The sequence below is a fragment of the Shewanella sp. TC10 genome (assembly GCF_009663145.1).
Classification (GTDB): Bacteria; Pseudomonadota; Gammaproteobacteria; order Enterobacterales; family Shewanellaceae; genus Shewanella.
Genome location: NZ_VKHR01000004.1, coordinates 20,426 through 35,665, shown reverse-complemented (window position 1 = coordinate 35,665; position 15,240 = coordinate 20,426). Strand labels below are relative to the sequence as shown.

Annotated in this window: 16 protein-coding genes; 7 read left to right on the top strand and 9 right to left on the bottom strand. The window is 40.0% G+C overall.

Going from position 1 to position 15,240, the window contains the following annotated elements; genetic code table 11:
• Positions 1 to 44 precede the first annotated feature (44 nt).
• Both FNZ24_RS02100 and FNZ24_RS02095 read left to right on the top strand, forming a co-directional pair.
• On the top strand, positions 45 to 935 hold the full coding sequence (locus FNZ24_RS02100) for a DMT family transporter (protein WP_153912774.1): 891 nt from the start codon (positions 45 to 47) through the stop codon (positions 933 to 935).
• Between the two features lie 129 nt (positions 936 to 1,064).
• Positions 1,065 to 2,294: a DUF481 domain-containing protein gene (locus FNZ24_RS02095; RefSeq protein ID WP_228768343.1), complete on the top strand. Its 1,230-nt coding sequence runs from the start codon at positions 1,065 to 1,067 to the stop codon at positions 2,292 to 2,294.
• A 46-nt stretch (positions 2,295 to 2,340) separates the two neighbouring features.
• Here the strand turns inward: FNZ24_RS02095 and FNZ24_RS02090 are convergent, their stop codons facing one another.
• Genes FNZ24_RS02090 through FNZ24_RS02080 form a run of 3 tightly spaced genes read right to left on the bottom strand, consistent with a single transcriptional unit; the run spans position 2,341 to position 4,414 of the window.
• The gene (locus FNZ24_RS02090) at positions 2,341 to 3,030 is read right to left on the bottom strand and encodes a phosphatase PAP2 family protein (RefSeq protein ID WP_153912773.1); all 690 of its coding nucleotides are present in this window, start codon (positions 3,028 to 3,030) and stop codon (positions 2,341 to 2,343) included.
• Positions 3,027 to 4,028, bottom strand: coding sequence for a ketopantoate reductase family protein (locus FNZ24_RS02085; protein WP_153912772.1), 1,002 nt, complete (start codon positions 4,026 to 4,028; stop codon positions 3,027 to 3,029). Before FNZ24_RS02085 ends, FNZ24_RS02090 begins: the two co-directional genes overlap by 4 nt.
• A gap of 11 nt (positions 4,029 to 4,039) precedes the next feature.
• On the bottom strand, positions 4,040 to 4,414 hold the full coding sequence (locus FNZ24_RS02080) for a VanZ family protein (protein ID WP_153912850.1): 375 nt from the start codon (positions 4,412 to 4,414) through the stop codon (positions 4,040 to 4,042).
• 168 nt (positions 4,415 to 4,582) lie between these two features.
• Between FNZ24_RS02080 and FNZ24_RS02075 the strand changes: the two genes are divergently transcribed.
• The 3 genes from FNZ24_RS02075 to FNZ24_RS02065 all read left to right on the top strand — a co-directional run bounded on the left by FNZ24_RS02075 (position 4,583) and on the right by FNZ24_RS02065 (position 7,352).
• Positions 4,583 to 5,068: a YajQ family cyclic di-GMP-binding protein gene (locus FNZ24_RS02075; protein ID WP_153912771.1), complete on the top strand. Its 486-nt coding sequence runs from the start codon at positions 4,583 to 4,585 to the stop codon at positions 5,066 to 5,068.
• A gap of 216 nt (positions 5,069 to 5,284) precedes the next feature.
• Positions 5,285 to 6,349 (top strand): plasmid segregation protein ParM domain-containing protein, encoded by a 1,065-nt coding sequence (gene parM, locus FNZ24_RS02070; protein ID WP_153912770.1) that lies wholly within the window; start codon positions 5,285 to 5,287, stop codon positions 6,347 to 6,349.
• Between the two features lie 13 nt (positions 6,350 to 6,362).
• Positions 6,363 to 7,352, top strand: a complete 990-nt coding sequence (locus tag FNZ24_RS02065) for a hypothetical protein (RefSeq protein WP_153912769.1) — start codon at positions 6,363 to 6,365, stop codon at positions 7,350 to 7,352.
• A gap of 127 nt (positions 7,353 to 7,479) precedes the next feature.
• Here the strand turns inward: FNZ24_RS02065 and FNZ24_RS02060 are convergent, their stop codons facing one another.
• From FNZ24_RS02060 to FNZ24_RS02045, 4 genes are all read right to left on the bottom strand, one after another.
• A complete protein-coding gene (locus FNZ24_RS02060) occupies positions 7,480 to 8,910 on the bottom strand; it encodes an AmpG family muropeptide MFS transporter (protein WP_153912768.1) in 1,431 nt (476 codons plus the stop codon).
• 120 nt (positions 8,911 to 9,030) lie between these two features.
• On the bottom strand, positions 9,031 to 9,369 hold the full coding sequence (locus FNZ24_RS02055; RefSeq protein ID WP_153912767.1) for a hypothetical protein: 339 nt from the start codon (positions 9,367 to 9,369) through the stop codon (positions 9,031 to 9,033).
• A 460-nt stretch (positions 9,370 to 9,829) separates the two neighbouring features.
• A complete protein-coding gene (locus tag FNZ24_RS02050; protein WP_153912766.1) occupies positions 9,830 to 10,414 on the bottom strand; it encodes a peptidylprolyl isomerase in 585 nt (194 codons plus the stop codon).
• A gap of 77 nt (positions 10,415 to 10,491) precedes the next feature.
• The gene (locus FNZ24_RS02045) at positions 10,492 to 11,058 is read right to left on the bottom strand and encodes a YajG family lipoprotein (RefSeq protein ID WP_153912765.1); all 567 of its coding nucleotides are present in this window, start codon (positions 11,056 to 11,058) and stop codon (positions 10,492 to 10,494) included.
• 303 nt (positions 11,059 to 11,361) lie between these two features.
• On the opposite strand from FNZ24_RS02045, the gene FNZ24_RS02040 reads away from it, so the two are divergent.
• Positions 11,362 to 12,387 (top strand): DUF2804 domain-containing protein, encoded by a 1,026-nt coding sequence (locus FNZ24_RS02040; RefSeq protein ID WP_153912764.1) that lies wholly within the window; start codon positions 11,362 to 11,364, stop codon positions 12,385 to 12,387.
• Positions 12,388 to 12,433: 46 nt separating this feature from the next.
• On the top strand, positions 12,434 to 13,339 hold the full coding sequence (locus FNZ24_RS02035) for a sterol desaturase family protein (protein ID WP_153912763.1): 906 nt from the start codon (positions 12,434 to 12,436) through the stop codon (positions 13,337 to 13,339).
• Positions 13,340 to 13,592: 253 nt separating this feature from the next.
• On the opposite strand, the gene FNZ24_RS02030 is transcribed toward FNZ24_RS02035, so the two are convergent.
• Both FNZ24_RS02030 and FNZ24_RS02025 read right to left on the bottom strand, forming a co-directional pair.
• Entirely contained in the window at positions 13,593 to 14,894 is a 1,302-nt protein-coding gene (locus FNZ24_RS02030; protein WP_153912762.1) for an MFS transporter, read from the bottom strand.
• On the bottom strand, positions 14,891 to 15,238 hold the full coding sequence (locus tag FNZ24_RS02025) for a cupin domain-containing protein (RefSeq protein WP_153912761.1): 348 nt from the start codon (positions 15,236 to 15,238) through the stop codon (positions 14,891 to 14,893). Before FNZ24_RS02025 ends, FNZ24_RS02030 begins: the two co-directional genes overlap by 4 nt.
• Positions 15,239 to 15,240 lie beyond the last annotated feature (2 nt).

The following is a 15,240-nucleotide window of genomic DNA, read 5'->3' as shown; positions in this document are numbered from 1 at the left end:
GATACTTTATCTGTCTCAAAGCTCTGAATTATTGGGATAAATCTATGTGGATAGCACTGACAATACTTGCCGCTTTTATGCAGTCATGGCGCAATGCTTTTCAAAGCGAACTCAGTCAGCAAGTTAAGGTCAGTGGTGTCACACTCGCACGGTTTATCTGGGCAGGCCCCATTGCCGCATTGTATTTATTCAGTCTTTATCAATTTCAGCCAAGTGATATCCCGAGCTTTAGTCATCAGTTTTATGCTTTTGTTATTGGAGCCTCGCTAATGCAGATCCTTGCCACTGGTTTGATGGTTAAACTATTCCAATTAAAAAACTTTGCTGTTGGCGCTGGGTTTGCTAAAAGTGAAGCCTTGGTCGCTGCTATTTTAGGTGTAGTCTTTTTTGGTACTAGTTTAAGTTTATTAGGTTGGGTCGGGGTTATTGTTGGCGCAGTGGCAGTGATGTTACTGAGCACACAAAAGGGAGTTAGGCGTTTGTCGCTAAACACTGTTGTCCTTGGTATTGGTAGCGGTGTGGCATTTGCTTTTACTTCGCTATGGGTGCGAGAGGCGAGTTTGTTGTTAATGGTCGATTCTGCAGTTTCTATTCCTTTTACCCACCGCGCCGCTTGGGTGCTGTTATCTGTTATTAGCTTGCAAACCTTGATATTGGTGACTTATCTTGGGATTAAAGATCGACTGACGTTACACGCTTTATGGCAGCGGCCTAGGTTGACCATCCTCATTAGTATTTGCAGTTGTATTGCTTCAATTGGTTGGTTTAGCGCGATGTCCTTGCAAGAAGTGCCATATGTTAAAACCCTAGGTCAAATTGAAGTGTTTTTCACTATGCTGATTAGTGTGTTTTGGCTAAAACAAAAAGTTAAAATCAATGAAGTATTGGGTTTAGTACTGATCGCTGTAGCCGCGATTTTAGTTATGTGGACTTAAGGCTTAATGCATTGACTCATTCGATTAATTTCATTAGTTCCTAACTCTCAATTGTGATTTCAATTTGTTGTTTTTTCGTACTATACTGGCGAAGATAAAACAAAGAAATCATTATTCAGGGAGTGTTTTATGGATCTTGTTACTCAGCGTTTTGCGCGTAAAAAAGCATCGCGTTTCGCCACTAAGTGGAGCATGGCTTTAAGTTGTGCAAGCTTATCGTTAGTGTTTAGTTCAAGCCTACTTTCTGCGACCATTAGCGCTGAAAGTATTATGCAAGATGTTGATGCTTCCAGTGCTGAAACGGTCGAACCACTGGTTGCTAATTCGCAATCAATCCCCACTAAGGATGACATTCCATTTACGCCAGAGCAATTGAGTCTGCCTCAAGATACTGAGTATGATTGGCTACAATTTACCTCGTTAGAATTGTTAAAGGGGGAGATTAAAAACCTCTATGACGACCAACTAGAATTTGAAAGTGATGAGCTAGACACAATTTTTATCGACTGGGAGGATGTCAAAGAGCTACAAAGTGCTGGTGTTGTCAGTATTGGCTTTTTAGATTTATCAACTAAAAGCGGCCAGTTGGTAGTGAAAGATGGCAAGATGTATATCGATGGTCAAGAGTTTGAGCGCAGCCAAATGTTGACGATTATTGCAGGCGAGCAAACAGAGTCAAATTACTGGTCTAGCAAGATTTCATTAGGGGCAAACTTTCGCTCAGGTAATACTGACCAAATAGATTACAGCGCAATAGCCAAAACGGTTCGCCGCACCACTGAATCCCGTTTCAATATTGATTATTTGGGTAACTATTCTAAATCTGACAGCGAAGAGAAAATTAACAATAACCGTATCAATACTAATTTTGATTGGTTCTTATCAAAGCAGTTTTATATCAGGCCTATTTTTGCCGAAATCTATACCGATAAGTTCTTAAATATTGAGTATAAGGTCACTGTTGGTTCTGGTTTAGGTTATAACATCATAGATAACTCAAAAACCGAGTGGAGCATCTCAGGTGGTCCCGCTTATACCTACACTAAATTTGATAATGTTGAAGATGGTGCTGAAACTGATAGTAGCTCTGCAACAGTGGTTATTGAAACCGTTTACGACACAGAAATTACCAGTGATATCGATTTTGTGACGTCTTATAGAGTGCAGTACGGTAATGACGACTCAGGTGGTTATACTCATCATGCATTAGCAACGTTAGAAATTGAACTGACTGATATGTTCGATTTAGATTTATCATTTGTGTGGGATCATACAGGTAGTCCGCAACCTGATTCCGATGGCAACACACCTAAGGAAAACGATTATCAATTTATCGTTGGCTTTGGTATTGATATTTAACCAGCTGATGTAAAGCTGTTACCAAAATAAAATGATTAAAGGCTCGTTATTGAGCCTTTTTTTGCGCCTGAAAAAACTGACTATAGCGATTAATCGTCAAATGAGTCACTAGGGTGCCAATCAATCCTCCAGCCAGTAAATCCCCTAAGTAATGATAGTTTTGGCCGAGTTGGCCAATGATGACCGCAATCATGCACAAAAACCACACTAGTCGATATTGAGGAGCAAAGCGCCAAAATAAGCTGGCAAAGGCAAAGGTCAATAAAGCATGACCAGATGGAAAAGAATGGAAGCTATTTGAAAGTGAGAAGGGGTGGAATGCTTCAACACCATCAGAAATCCATGACAAATTATCCTTGGTCCAGGTTTCAGGCCAAGTTCGGCCAAATATTATTTTGGCTGCGACTCGAATACTACTGGCAATAATTGCCACAAGAATAATGATCCGGCGTATATGAAAAAGTGTTGTTTGATAGCGCGCATGAAAACTCAAAAGCACGATAGCTGCAGCTAATATTTCTAGCAATAATGGTATTTTAGAAAAGCCTTCAAACAAAAAGTTGGACTGACTGTGTGTATGCATAAATTCAGCAATGCTTCGGTCGAAAAAAGCAACACTGAGCAGAGCTAATACCCCGGTGAGCAGATAAGCCAACAGAATTTTATGGCTAAAAGGGATTGGTATCGGCATTGACGGATTTAACTTATCAGACGCATTTTTAGTTGCGTATATCACTGAGCTTTATCTTCAGTTATCTGATTAATTTTTGCCGTTAAAGCATCATTAATCTGCGTTGAAATATGATGTTTGCGTGCCCGCTCGCCAACAAACCCATTAATTTGCTTAATTTCTGTCATACGTTGATGTTTCACATCTTGGTGCATGGATGAGAAGTTGTTTGCGGTCAGTTGAATGACCTGATTAATAGTCGCTACAGAATCAGCTAATGACAACTTAATGCCATCAGCTAGAGCAACATCGACACATTCTTTGGCAATAGCATTTATATGTGCTTGATACTGAACCTGAGCAAGTTGGCCATTGTTGCATTGCTCAATAGCGGTCAGTGGGTTAATAGCACAATTGACAATGAGCTTTTGCCATAGCGCAAGCAAGATATTGGAGCTCAATTGACTATTTGGTATGGCTGCAAGTAGCAGAGATAACAATTGAGGCGCTAAGGTTGAACCATGAAAGTGGCCAATAACAGTTTTTCCGGTGCCAGTTTGACGAACATGCAGGTTTGACACTTTTAAGGCTGCTTGGGATGTTGTGCCAAGGTATAAATTAATGTCATTGCGACACTGCTTTTGTAAAGCATCCATCACTTGAAGGTGCGGCCCCATACCATTATGCAGCAATAATAAGCTTGTGTTGTTTGGCAGTTTTTCAATTAGTGGCGTTATTGCAGCTGCGACTTGATAAGACTTTACACACACAATAACCAGCTCAATAGTCGCAAGTTGCTCTGGGGTTACAGTCTCTAGGTTATTTATTAAACATGCTTGTGTTTCAGGTGCTAGATCATCTGGTGCTAGATCGTCTGCTGAGAGTACTTTACCTGAAAACGGCTCAAGGGTTAATTGCGCAGCCTGATTTTCTGCAGTGGCTAAGGTGAAGTTTCTACCCAATAAAAGAGGCGTGGTGGATGCAGTTAGTTGATGGTAAATCAACATACCAATAGCACCCGCGCCAACAACCGCAATGTTAGGAGGAGTGTGCTGGTGGCTCATTAATTGTGCCCTTATGATGCTTTTGACGAACGCTTCGGAAATAACTTAGCTGCTTGATACTTTCTAAAGGCAAATAAAAATAAGTAAAACAAAACAATACCAATAATATCAGCCACAACATCAGCCACAGAAGCACTGCGATAGGGAATTTGAGATTGAATGACTTCAATAAGAATGGCGTAAAAGGTCAATACTGAACACATCCAATACCATTTAGGTTTAAAGGCAAAGTAAGCGAGAAACGCCAATCCGAAAAAGCTTAGGGTATGGCCAACCTTATCCATGTTGTTAAACGTCACAGGGTAGTTGGGTTTTGAAAAAACGAGGTAACTGACAACAAGTACAGCTAAAGCAAATGCGGCTGTAAAAAAGAGTTTTAATTTCATGTTGTCGTTTATTTCGCCTGAGTTAATGAGACTGTATTGAGCAATAATAAAAAATGCGGCTGGCAAAGTCATTATTTTCCAGTTAATTATTGTTTTCTATTTTATGGAGGGTTTGCGCTATCAAGTAAAATGCTAGTATTACCTCATAGATTAAATGGGAGAATTACTATGCCATCAATGGACATTGTTTCAGAAGTAGATGAAGTTGAGTTACGAAATGCGGTAGAAAATTCACGTCGTGAACTTGCTGGTCGTTTCGATTTTCGTGGCAAAGATGCCGATATTGAACATAAAGACCACACGGTGACGTTGAAAGCTGAGGACGACTTCCAATGTCGCCAGCTAGTAGACATTTTACGGATTCAATTAAGTAAGCGTAATGTTGAACCATCAGCAATGGATGTCGATGAAAAGTCAGTTCATAGTGGCAAAACCTTCAGTTTGAAAGTGAACTTCAAACAAGGAATAGATAGCCTGGTAGCTAAAAAGCTAGTGAAACAAATTAAAGACAGTAAGTTAAAAGTACAGTCGTCTATTCAAGGTGACTCTGTACGTGTTACGGGTAAAAAGCGTGATGATTTACAAGCTGTGATGCGATTAGCGAAAGAATCTGAATTAGGCCAACCATTTCAGTTTAATAACTTTCGTGATTAATCATTTAAATTAATTTTTTATCAAACTAATTTTTAAAAAATACTGTAATGCTCTGGTGTTACAGTATTTTTTATTGCACCTTTAAAATCAGCCTCTCTTTTAGAGCTTGTTAGATAGAGCTTATTAGAAACAAATCCATATTTTTATTTCAGTTACGGCCGTTTAGTGTCGCCTTGACGCTGCATACTTTTAAATTGCGACGTTAAGAACTGAGTTATGACCACTGCAAAAATGAAATTCGCCATCGACGATGGTTCTACCAATGTAAAAATTAGCTGGATAAAAGACGAGAAGGTGCATTGTGTCACGTCCCCTAACTCTTTTCGTAAAGATTGGAAGAGTGCAGCATTACTCAGTGGAAAAAAGATTTTCAATTATCAAATTGGCTCAACCAAGTACACTTTTGATGCCACTTCAGACAGAGCGTTATCGACCACTCACGTTGCATACCAATATGACGATTTAAACCTACTTTCAGTGCATCATGCACTACTGCAAACAGGCATTAAACCTTGCCCGGTTAGTATTCTAGTGACTTTGCCAATCACTGAGTATTACAACGCCGATGATTGCCAGAAGAATGAAGCCAATATCGAACGTAAAAAGGCTAACCTGTTACGTGACATTTCGCTGAACAAAGGCGAGTTGTTTGAAATCGTTGATGTTGAAGTGTTGCCAGAGAGTTTACCTGCAGTACTTACAACATTAGTCGATTCTGGAATTAACGCTTTCACTAAATCTCTGGTTATTGATGTGGGCGGTACCACGCTTGATATGGGCGTGATTGTAGGTGAGTTTGATGATGTCTCGAGTGTATATGGCAATGCGACTATAGGTGTTTCAATGGTGACTGATGCGGCGCGAAAGGCATTAGCAGCAGCCGATAGTGACGCGAGTTACCTCGTGGCCAACGAGTTAATTAAAAATCGTCATAATCGTGAGTTTGCTTGTGAAGTGATTAATGATTTAACCAAAGTTGATTGGGTGCTTGAGAGAATTGAGCATAAAATTGAAGAGTTAGGTAATGCCATTGCCTACGAAGCGAAAACATTTATGCGCAATCCCAATAGAGTTTACTTAGTGGGCGGTGGTGCGACTTTAATTGAGGCTGCAGTGCATGAAGCTTATCCAAGCCTTGGCGAGAAAATCGTGTTACTTGATCAACCTCAAGAAGCGTTATCACGAGAGATTTGCTGTTACCATGCAGCAGAAAGTCATGCAGCAGAAAGCCATGCTGATGAAAGTGATGATACCAATACAGATAACTCTGCAGCTGCTTAAATAGGTAACTTGTATGCGCATTCAATGTACCTTCAATTTAGCGCCAGAACTTCACGAACAGCATAGTTATGCCATAGAGAACTTACGTGCTTGGCAAGTGAGTGAAAAAGCGCGCAATGATGAAAAAGATATTGCTCAGCAGCGACGAAGTATTTTTCATCGTGATATCTATTTGTCAGGATTGTACCTTTATCAATTGTCAGCAGACTTGCCCAAACTTGTGAGTGAGCAATACAGGCCAAGTAAGGTCAATGCTAAAACCTTAACTCAGCAAGTTGCATTGTTTAATAGTGAATTAAATACTCCAGCAGAAATTGACTCTGAGGAGCAACAAAGCAATGTGAAGCTTGATGACAGTCAGTGGCATAAATTTGAACAAATCTTGTCAGCGCATCAGCAAGACTTTGTTGCTCAGCAAGCACTGCAGGCTGAGAAATATCAACAGCAGTTGGCTTCGCAAGAGTCTGCAAAAATTGAGCGTGAAAACAATAATGCTCAGCAGTTGGAGCAATCAGTCAACCAATTAGCTGAACTTCTGTCTGGTCAGTTTTCTGAGCAACTGAATCAATTACAGTCTCAGAGTAAGCAAATACTGACTGATATAGCAGAGCAATCAGAATCATTAACAATGACTGTTGAAGCTGTTTCTAAGCTCTCTTCTGGTGCTTTAGAAGGGGTATCTAACGTACAAGAGCCTTCTAATTTACAAGAACCTTCTAACTTACAAGAACCTTATAAGCTGGAAGCTGAAGATAAGTCTGATGTATTAACTTCGATAGAAAATCAGAAGGTTGAGTTACTAGCAGCAATCGATGTAAATCAACAAAGCTTATTATCAGTGTTTAATGGTCTTAAAAAGCAAATGACGCTTCTTAGCGAGCAGGTAAGTCAAAACTCAGCCAATGGTAAGCAAACTTTATCATCAGAAGAGCAAGCTGAAGTTCAACAGCTTAATACTCAGCTACAGCGAGCGAGTAAGGTTAAAGCCAAAGGCCTTTGGTAAACTTGAATAACGGCCCTAATAACTGCTCTGATAACGCTCTTTTACCGCGCAGCTAATTAAACGATATTAAAAACAAAGCCCAACATGATGTTGGGCTTTTTGTGTAAGAGAGCGCTTGATTAACGAGTTAACTTTTTTGCTCAGCAGTATCAGTTAACTTATCTTCATTAGCGCTCTCAGTAGTGGCGTTTTCTACTTGTTGCTCAGGCGGTGGGTAACGTTGTATTAAGCTGATTAACAATAAAACTGGGAAGCCAATTAAGCTTGCGGCAATAAAGAAGTTCACATAGCCATAAGCATTAACGTATACCCCTGAGAATCCGGCAATAAACTTAGGGAACAACAGCATAATTGAAGACAGTAAAGCATACTGACTGGCACTGTAGCCGCTACTGGTGAGGCTTGAAAGGTAGGCAATAAAGGCAGCAGTGGCTATGCCAGCACTGAAATTATCAACCGATATGGCAAAGGTTAAGAATGGCACGTTATAGCCAATGTAAGCTTGCCATGCAAAGAGTAAGTTGGTGACAGCAACCAATAAAGCACCGACAAATAATATCTTCATCGTGCCATAGCGCATGATTAAAATTCCGCCTGCTCCGGCGCCAAGTAACGTCATGATCAAACCATAGACTTTACTTAAAAAGGCAATTTCTTCTTTACTGAAACCCATATCCACATAAAACACATTGGCCATAATGCCCATGACAATATCTGAAATGCGATAGCAAGAAATCAGCAATAAAATCAAAATAGCTGATTTGCCGTAACGTTTAAAAAAGTCGAGGAATGGCAGTACACTTGCGCTGTATAGCCATGCCATAGCACCAGCGACTTTTGTTGGGTACTTTTGTGCAAATTTAGCTTTTAATTGGCTTTCTTGCTCATCAGCATCTTTGGTGTCTACTTGTGGTTCTTTGCTGAAAAATGTGGTGATTAAGCCAACGGACATCAGCATGGCCATGACAAAATAAGCCGTTTGCCAAGCTTCTAAGTTGTATTCTGTGTTCCCTGGGTCAACCCATGCGGCAATGGTGAGAGCCCCTGCAGTGGCAACTATCATCGCGCCACGGTAACCCACTTGGTAAGCCGCAGCTAGCGCGGCTTGCATCTCTTGTGGGGCTGACTCTATTCGAAAAGCGTCGATGACAATATCTTGGGTTGCAGAAGCAAATGCCAATATCAGTGCAAAAATAGCGAGTTGCTCTAAATCGACTAAAGGATCGCTTTGCGCCATGCCTAAAATTGCCGCGACCAATCCAAGTTGGGCGAATATCATCCAACCTCGTCGCCGTCCAAATAGCCGAGTGAATATGGGTAAAGACATCCGATCAACCAGCGGTGACCATGCCCATTTAAAAGCGTAGGTGAGTGCAATCCAACTGAAGTATCCGATAGCGGCGCGATCAACCCCCGCTTCACGAAGCCAAAAGCTTAAAGTTGAGAATACCAACATGAGCGGTAGACCAGCAGAAAAGCCCAGTAATAACATGATAAGTACACGTTTGTGATAATAAACAGATAAGGCTTCACGGGTACGAGTTAACAGTTCTGACATTGAGGCAACTGATTGAAGGAGAATGGCTCTAGCTTATGTTGCGTAGCTGATTGGTTCAAGCCATTCTGATTGGAAATTTAAAGGGTTGTTAATTAAAAGCATTGTAATTGAACATATTGGTCAACTTGTGGGCCTAATACCGATACATCCATGGGGCATATCGCCACCAATATTAATGTAATCACAGCAGTCATGAATTTGTTGCCGTAAGTATTGATTACCTCTAATAACCATATCTGGCCATTCATCAAAACAGTGGAGTAAATGCCAAAATACTTTTTCTGTGTCTGTGGGAGAGGGTGAGTTATCACTTGTGTCTACACTAATACTTTGCCATTCCTCGAGTACATCCCACATATACAGCTTGAGTTCTTTATGCTCCAATTGGTTATCTAAAAATGCTTTTCCATAATAGGCCAATTGAGGCGCCTTGGTTTCTATAAAGTCATTTGGGGTCATTGATGACATCCTTTTTTATTGTTTTCCATTGACTAAAGACTGAATTAAAACTAATCGAAATTATTTATCGAATAAGACAAGGTTTATAAGCTGCAGATGATTAACAACTCGATAAATAATGCTCTAAACACTAATGCACTATACACAGGCACCGCAGCTTACAGGTAAATTTAAGTATAGTCAGGATTGTGGAATAACGACTCAAGTTTACAGTGTAAATGGAATTTCAGAGGCTTTATCTAGTTTTGAAATAAGTCGTACCATAAACGGCTATAAAAAAGTGGAATGAAATCAATATTTCACTCCACTTTTATATTCGTTTTTACTTAAGGCTATCAAAACATCATTTAAAATTAATTTATATTTATCTAGTTTTGACCTAGTTTTGAATTAGTCAGTGGCTTATGGCTAAGCCGCTATCTGTTCAATTTAGCCGGAGTAAACAGACTTGAAAGCAAAACTACTTAGAAAGTAAAGTTGCTTTATTTAATAGAATTTCTTTTACAGGAAAATCAGGCCAATTGAGGTGGTCATTATGCTGAGTTGGCACATATGATATTGCTTCTAAAACAGCCATGCCTTCAACCACTTCACCAAATACGGCATAACCCCAACGACGTTTTGATGGGTTGAGGTTTTTGTTGTCACCGACATTAAAATAAAACTGACGAGTTGCTGAGTGCGGGTCATTATCCCGCGCCATGGCGATAGTACCTATGCTGTTAGATAAGCCATTACCTGATTCATTAAACAAAGGCTCCATTGACTCACGTTCTTCTAGTTGCGTGGTTAATCCGCCGCCTTGCACAACAAAATCAGCAATCACTCGATGAAAAATGGTGTTGTCATATTCACCTTTCACAACGTAAGTCAGAAAGTTATCGACAGTGAGTGGTGCGCGTGTGCGGTCTAATTCAACAATAATTTTCCCCATAGTCGTATCAAACTCGACTTGTGGGTAAAGGGTATTAGGTTGAATATCGATGGCTGCATTTGCCATCATTGATGAAAACAAAAATACACTGGCTACAATCCGCTTAAACATAAGGTCTTCCTAATCTGTTGTATAAGGTTGATAACTTTCTATTTCAGCTCATTGGCTGGGTTAACTCTGCTTATGAGTTAGCTTTGTAAAAATTGATGTAACTCAGGATCATTAATGATTTTAGTAGTGAGTTCATCAATTAGCTTATTCATATCAAGCTCTAACGTAGCAAAGTCTGGGCTAAAAGGTCCTTTTAACAGGCCTTTTGCGTTATAAATTTTAGTGAATTCTTGGGTTTGATTTTTAGCAATGACATTGATGGTTAAATCGGTTTTTGCTTCGAATCCAAACGTTGACTCGGTGACATCAGTTAATAGGTAATCTAACTGGAACTCAACTGTATTTCTGGCTGCAGGATCCACTTGGTATCCGGATTTACTCATCGACTTTTTAAATACGTCATCAAGTTGCTGTCTAATCGGTTCGCTTGGACTTACTAATTTTGCAGCGTCATCGCCATTATTAAATCGAACGATGAAGTTTGCTTTTCGGACATCAATTGTATTTACCGCCACGGTGTCATAACGATCAATTTTAGTGATGACATTTGGCACATTCGGGTTAAGTGCAATATGGGTCGGAGTATGACTAGCACAAGCTGATAAAAATAATGCGGAGCACAAGAGTAATGACAGTGATTTCATGGTAAAAAAAAGTAAAAAATGGTGCGCTCAGAATAACAGATTTTTAGCGCTATTCCAGTCAAAACAAAGCGGTTTATTAGATATTGTCAATGTAAGGGACATCAATAAATTTAGCACCAATGAAAGAAAGTTTGGGTGCAAAAGTATTGGTGGTGAGCAGAAAGGTAAACGTTGACTTATGTTTATAATTTATTCACGTTAGAGTGACGTAAAAATAATTAAATTATCGAGCTGGGTGTATCTTACTGTCGCTTTGCTCTTTAATTGAGACGTTTTTAATTTAGATAAATCATGGAATGCAGTATGTCATTGGATCATTTGCAACTTGCGCCAGACAAGCTAATGAACTCAGAAGGCCAGCCTATTTATGGACACTTTGACGGTGTTGTTGCTGACTTAGATGTTAAACAGTTTAATTACTTCAACGAAATGGATAAGCCATGCTCTTGGCTCGCTAAATATTTCGATTATAAACAGTTTCAATTTATCAATATTACTACCCCGAGATACATTATTGGCGTCGCCATTGCTGATATTCGTTATGTAGGCAGTAGTTTTTGTTACCTTTATGATATTGCAAAGAATAAGTTGACCGAAACTCAAGCGTTAAAACCCTTATCTTGGGGGATGTCGGTATCAGGCTCTCCTCAGCACGGTAAAGCAAGAATAAAACATCGCCAAGGTAGAATTGAGTTTTCAATTAAAGATGCCCAATGGCAGCTAAAAATAAAAACGGATGATATTAATGCTGAACTGCAATTGTGCCCGTTGCCATTAAGTTTACCGATGAGCTTATGTACTCCAACAGGCTATAACGGTTGGACTTATACTCAAAAGCATAATGGTTTAAAAGTGACGGGCAGTTTAACGGTTAAAGATGAGCCACAGCCGTTAAACCTTGCTTTAGGCGGTTATGATTTTTCTGCAGGTTATATGCGCCGTGAAACCAGTTGGCGCTGGGCTTCTATTAATGCACAAGTGGAAGATGGAGTGTTAGGGTTAAATTTAGCTGCTGGCGTCAATGAAACTGGTGCAACAGAAAACGTATTGTGGATTAATGGGGAGCGTCACTTATTGCCAGCTGTTAAGTTCGACTTTAATCGTCACTTAAGTGATGACTATTGGCAAATAAGTGCTGGTAGTGGTCAAGTCGATCTGACTTTTAGGGCGCTTAATTGCCGCAGCGAAAAACTCAATTTTGGTTTTCTGAAAAGCAATTTTAGGCAGTACATAGGTTATTTTAGTGGCCATATTATTGATAATAATGGCCACAAACATTTACTACATAATCAGCTTGGTTTAACCGAAGATCATTTTGCAAAGTGGTAGCGATTAATTATCCGCATAAAACAATTTAAATAATATTAGGTTTTCAATGGATTTGAACTCAATCATCAATCACCCTGAAATGCTGTTATTGGCTTTAGCGCCAATTTTTTTCGTTTGTATTTTTCTTGAATGGTATTTAGGAGATAAACGCCAAAAACTTCCAATATCTGCACGTTATAAAAAGGCGGAAGTATTTTGTAATATCTGCTTAGCTGGTATGCACCAGTTAACTGATATTATTGCAGGTTTATTGATAGCTAAAGTTTACCTTGCTGTATTTGGTTGGAAGCTATTTGATATCCAAATGGGTGTGCTGAGTTTTATAGTGCTAATGGTGCTACAGGATTTCTTTTATTACTGGTTCCATCGTGCAAGTCATAGAGTCCGTTGGATGTGGGCTGCTCATGTGGTTCACCATAGCTCTGAGAACATGAACTTCAGTACCGCGTTTAGACAAAGCCTAATGTACCCACTAGCAGGGATGTGGTTATTTTGGCTTCCTTTAGTCGTCATTGGCTTTGACCCTAATTGGGTGGTGTTTGTTGTGCTGCTTAACCTAGGGTTACAATTTTTTGTTCACACTCAAGCGATAAAATCACTTGGCCCGTTTGAGCTCATTTTTAATACCCCATCTCACCACAGAGTTCATCATGGTCAAAACCCGCAATATATTGATAAAAATTATGCCGGTGTGCTGATTATTTGGGATAAGTTATTTTCAACTTTTGAGCCTGAAGCTGAAACCGTGGTTTACGGCATTACTAAGCCGATTAACAGTTTTAACCCTTTCATTGTCAGCTTTGCTGAGTGGCGAGATATGTTTATAGAGGTGACACAGACAGGACTTACATTCAAACAAAGGTTTGCGGTGCTGTTTTCGCCCCCGGCTCAAGTTGAATCTGAATCAATAACTAGCAGCGAAGTCGCGGTAAAGCATAGAGATGAAATTTAAGCTTTAAGTTAAAGCTAAGTGAGGAAACTCACTTGGCCTACTTAACACAGGCTCGGAAGGGGTTGAGTATGTGTTAAATAGACCTCATGAAAATAAAAAAGGGCTCTTTGGGTACAGCCCCAGCTTAAATTATCAATATCAAATCGATCACCGATGTCGATATATCCACTGAGCAATGAGTAGTTTTCAATGAATATATCGACACGATAATCAAGATTAACGATAAAGATAATGTCTTGCTAAATCGTTTATTTTATTTACCTTTTGGACTAACTGGTTCAATTTTAGGTATCAATATCCACACTGCAGCTATCGCAATAATTGCTAAAGAAGCACCAATGACAAATGCTGGAGTGTAATTACCGTCAGCCGTTAAATAAGGGACTAACGCTGTTAATCCTAACGCCCCTAATTTGGCTGCCATTCCCGAAATTCCCGCTAAGGTGCCAACCGCTTTTTTACCAAATAAATCACTTGGCAGTGTTTGCACATTACCAATGGCAGTTTGAAAGCCGAATAAGATGACGGCCATAATCATTACTGCAGTTGTTGGCCCACCAGGACTTGCCATGGACAACAATGCAGGCAGCATGATCAAGCAACCTAAGGTAATGGTCAGTTTTCGGGTTTTGTTAGTATCCCAACCGGCTTTTAATCTGTTTTGTGCCAATAGCCCACCAAACCATGCACCAAGCATAGCGCCGACATAAGGTACCCAGCCGTATATGCCAATAGACTTAACATCCATTGCGTATACTTCATTGAGGTAGATAGGGATCCAGAAAACAAACAACCACCAAATAGGATCGATTGCAGCAGATGCAATAATAACGCCCCAACTTTGCTTATGAGAAAGCAGTTTAGTGGTCGTTGGGTTGTATTCTTCCACATCAAATTCATCGTCAGTATTAGTACATTTTTGACCCGTTAAAATATATTGGCGTTCTTCCTCAGTAATCCAAGGATGTGATTTAGGTGGCGCTTTAACCAAGATAATCCAAGGGATTAACCAAAGCAGGCCGACTAAACCAATTACTACAAACACCATTTGCCAGCTAAAATAAACTGTCATGTAAGCGATAAGTGGAATAGATACAATCCCGCCAATGGCGGCGCCTGAATTAAATATTCCCTGGGCTAATGCACGCTCTTTAGTTGGAAACCAATCAGCATTACTTTTAGCAGCACCTGGCCAGTTTCCTGCCTCAGCGACACCTAAGATTGCTCTAAAGATACTGAAACTCAGCATGCCTTGTGCAAAGGCATGAGCCGCAGTCGCAAGAGACCAAACACCAATTGACAGAACAAAGCCAAGGCGAGTGCCAATCCAGTCAAATATTTTACCGAATATGGCCTGACCAAAAGCATAAGATAATATGAAAACAATCGAAATATTTGCATATATCTGTTTGCGCTCTAAAGCCGTTTCATTAGGGAATATATCTTCAACGATGTCAGGCCAAAGCACACTTAGCGCAGAGCGATCGATATAGTTAATAACGGTCGCTAAAGCGATAAGCAGGATGACCCACCATCGAAGATTGTTTATTTTCATGTTAATCCCTCAATAAAATCTTCTCGTGCAGGGCTGAAGGTATCAATCAAAATACCGCCAGTTGGGCATGTTGCGCCATGGTCGGCATGAGGCGGGATTAAACAGCTATCACCAGCTCTTAAAATTTTAGTCACGCCGGCAATATTAAAGTGAAACTCGCCTTCCACAACGTAAGTCACTTGAGAGTGTCTGTGGGCATGGTTATAACCAATTGCTCCCTTCTCAAACCAAATTTTTACGGCCATTAACTCTTCATTAAACCCAAGCATTTGTCGCTTTAGGCCGCCACCTATATCTTCGATTTCCGTTTCATTTCCAAATGAAAAATGTGCACTTTGTTTCATAG

Bases quoted from the DNA above. Each gene is read 5' to 3' on its own strand.
- FNZ24_RS02100 (WP_153912774.1), top strand. From the start codon at position 45: ATGTGGATAGCACTGACAATACTTGCCGCTTTTATGCAGTCATGGCGC.
- FNZ24_RS02040 (WP_153912764.1), top strand. From the start codon at position 11,362: ATGTCATTGGATCATTTGCAACTTGCGCCAGACAAGCTAATGAACTCA.
- FNZ24_RS02075 (WP_153912771.1), top strand. From the start codon at position 4,583: ATGCCATCAATGGACATTGTTTCAGAAGTAGATGAAGTTGAGTTACGA.
- FNZ24_RS02095 (WP_228768343.1), top strand. From the start codon at position 1,065: ATGGATCTTGTTACTCAGCGTTTTGCGCGTAAAAAAGCATCGCGTTTC.
- FNZ24_RS02030 (WP_153912762.1), bottom strand. From the start codon at position 14,894: ATGAAAATAAACAATCTTCGATGGTGGGTCATCCTGCTTATCGCTTTA.
- FNZ24_RS02055 (WP_153912767.1), bottom strand. From the start codon at position 9,369: ATGACCCCAAATGACTTTATAGAAACCAAGGCGCCTCAATTGGCCTAT.
- FNZ24_RS02080 (WP_153912850.1), bottom strand. From the start codon at position 4,414: ATGAAATTAAAACTCTTTTTTACAGCCGCATTTGCTTTAGCTGTACTT.
- FNZ24_RS02065 (WP_153912769.1), top strand. From the start codon at position 6,363: ATGCGCATTCAATGTACCTTCAATTTAGCGCCAGAACTTCACGAACAG.
- parM (WP_153912770.1), top strand. From the start codon at position 5,285: ATGACCACTGCAAAAATGAAATTCGCCATCGACGATGGTTCTACCAAT.
- FNZ24_RS02045 (WP_153912765.1), bottom strand. From the start codon at position 11,058: ATGAAATCACTGTCATTACTCTTGTGCTCCGCATTATTTTTATCAGCT.
- FNZ24_RS02025 (WP_153912761.1), bottom strand. From the start codon at position 15,238: ATGAAACAAAGTGCACATTTTTCATTTGGAAATGAAACGGAAATCGAA.
- FNZ24_RS02050 (WP_153912766.1), bottom strand. From the start codon at position 10,414: ATGTTTAAGCGGATTGTAGCCAGTGTATTTTTGTTTTCATCAATGATG.
- FNZ24_RS02060 (WP_153912768.1), bottom strand. From the start codon at position 8,910: ATGTCAGAACTGTTAACTCGTACCCGTGAAGCCTTATCTGTTTATTAT.
- FNZ24_RS02035 (WP_153912763.1), top strand. From the start codon at position 12,434: ATGGATTTGAACTCAATCATCAATCACCCTGAAATGCTGTTATTGGCT.
- FNZ24_RS02085 (WP_153912772.1), bottom strand. From the start codon at position 4,028: ATGAGCCACCAGCACACTCCTCCTAACATTGCGGTTGTTGGCGCGGGT.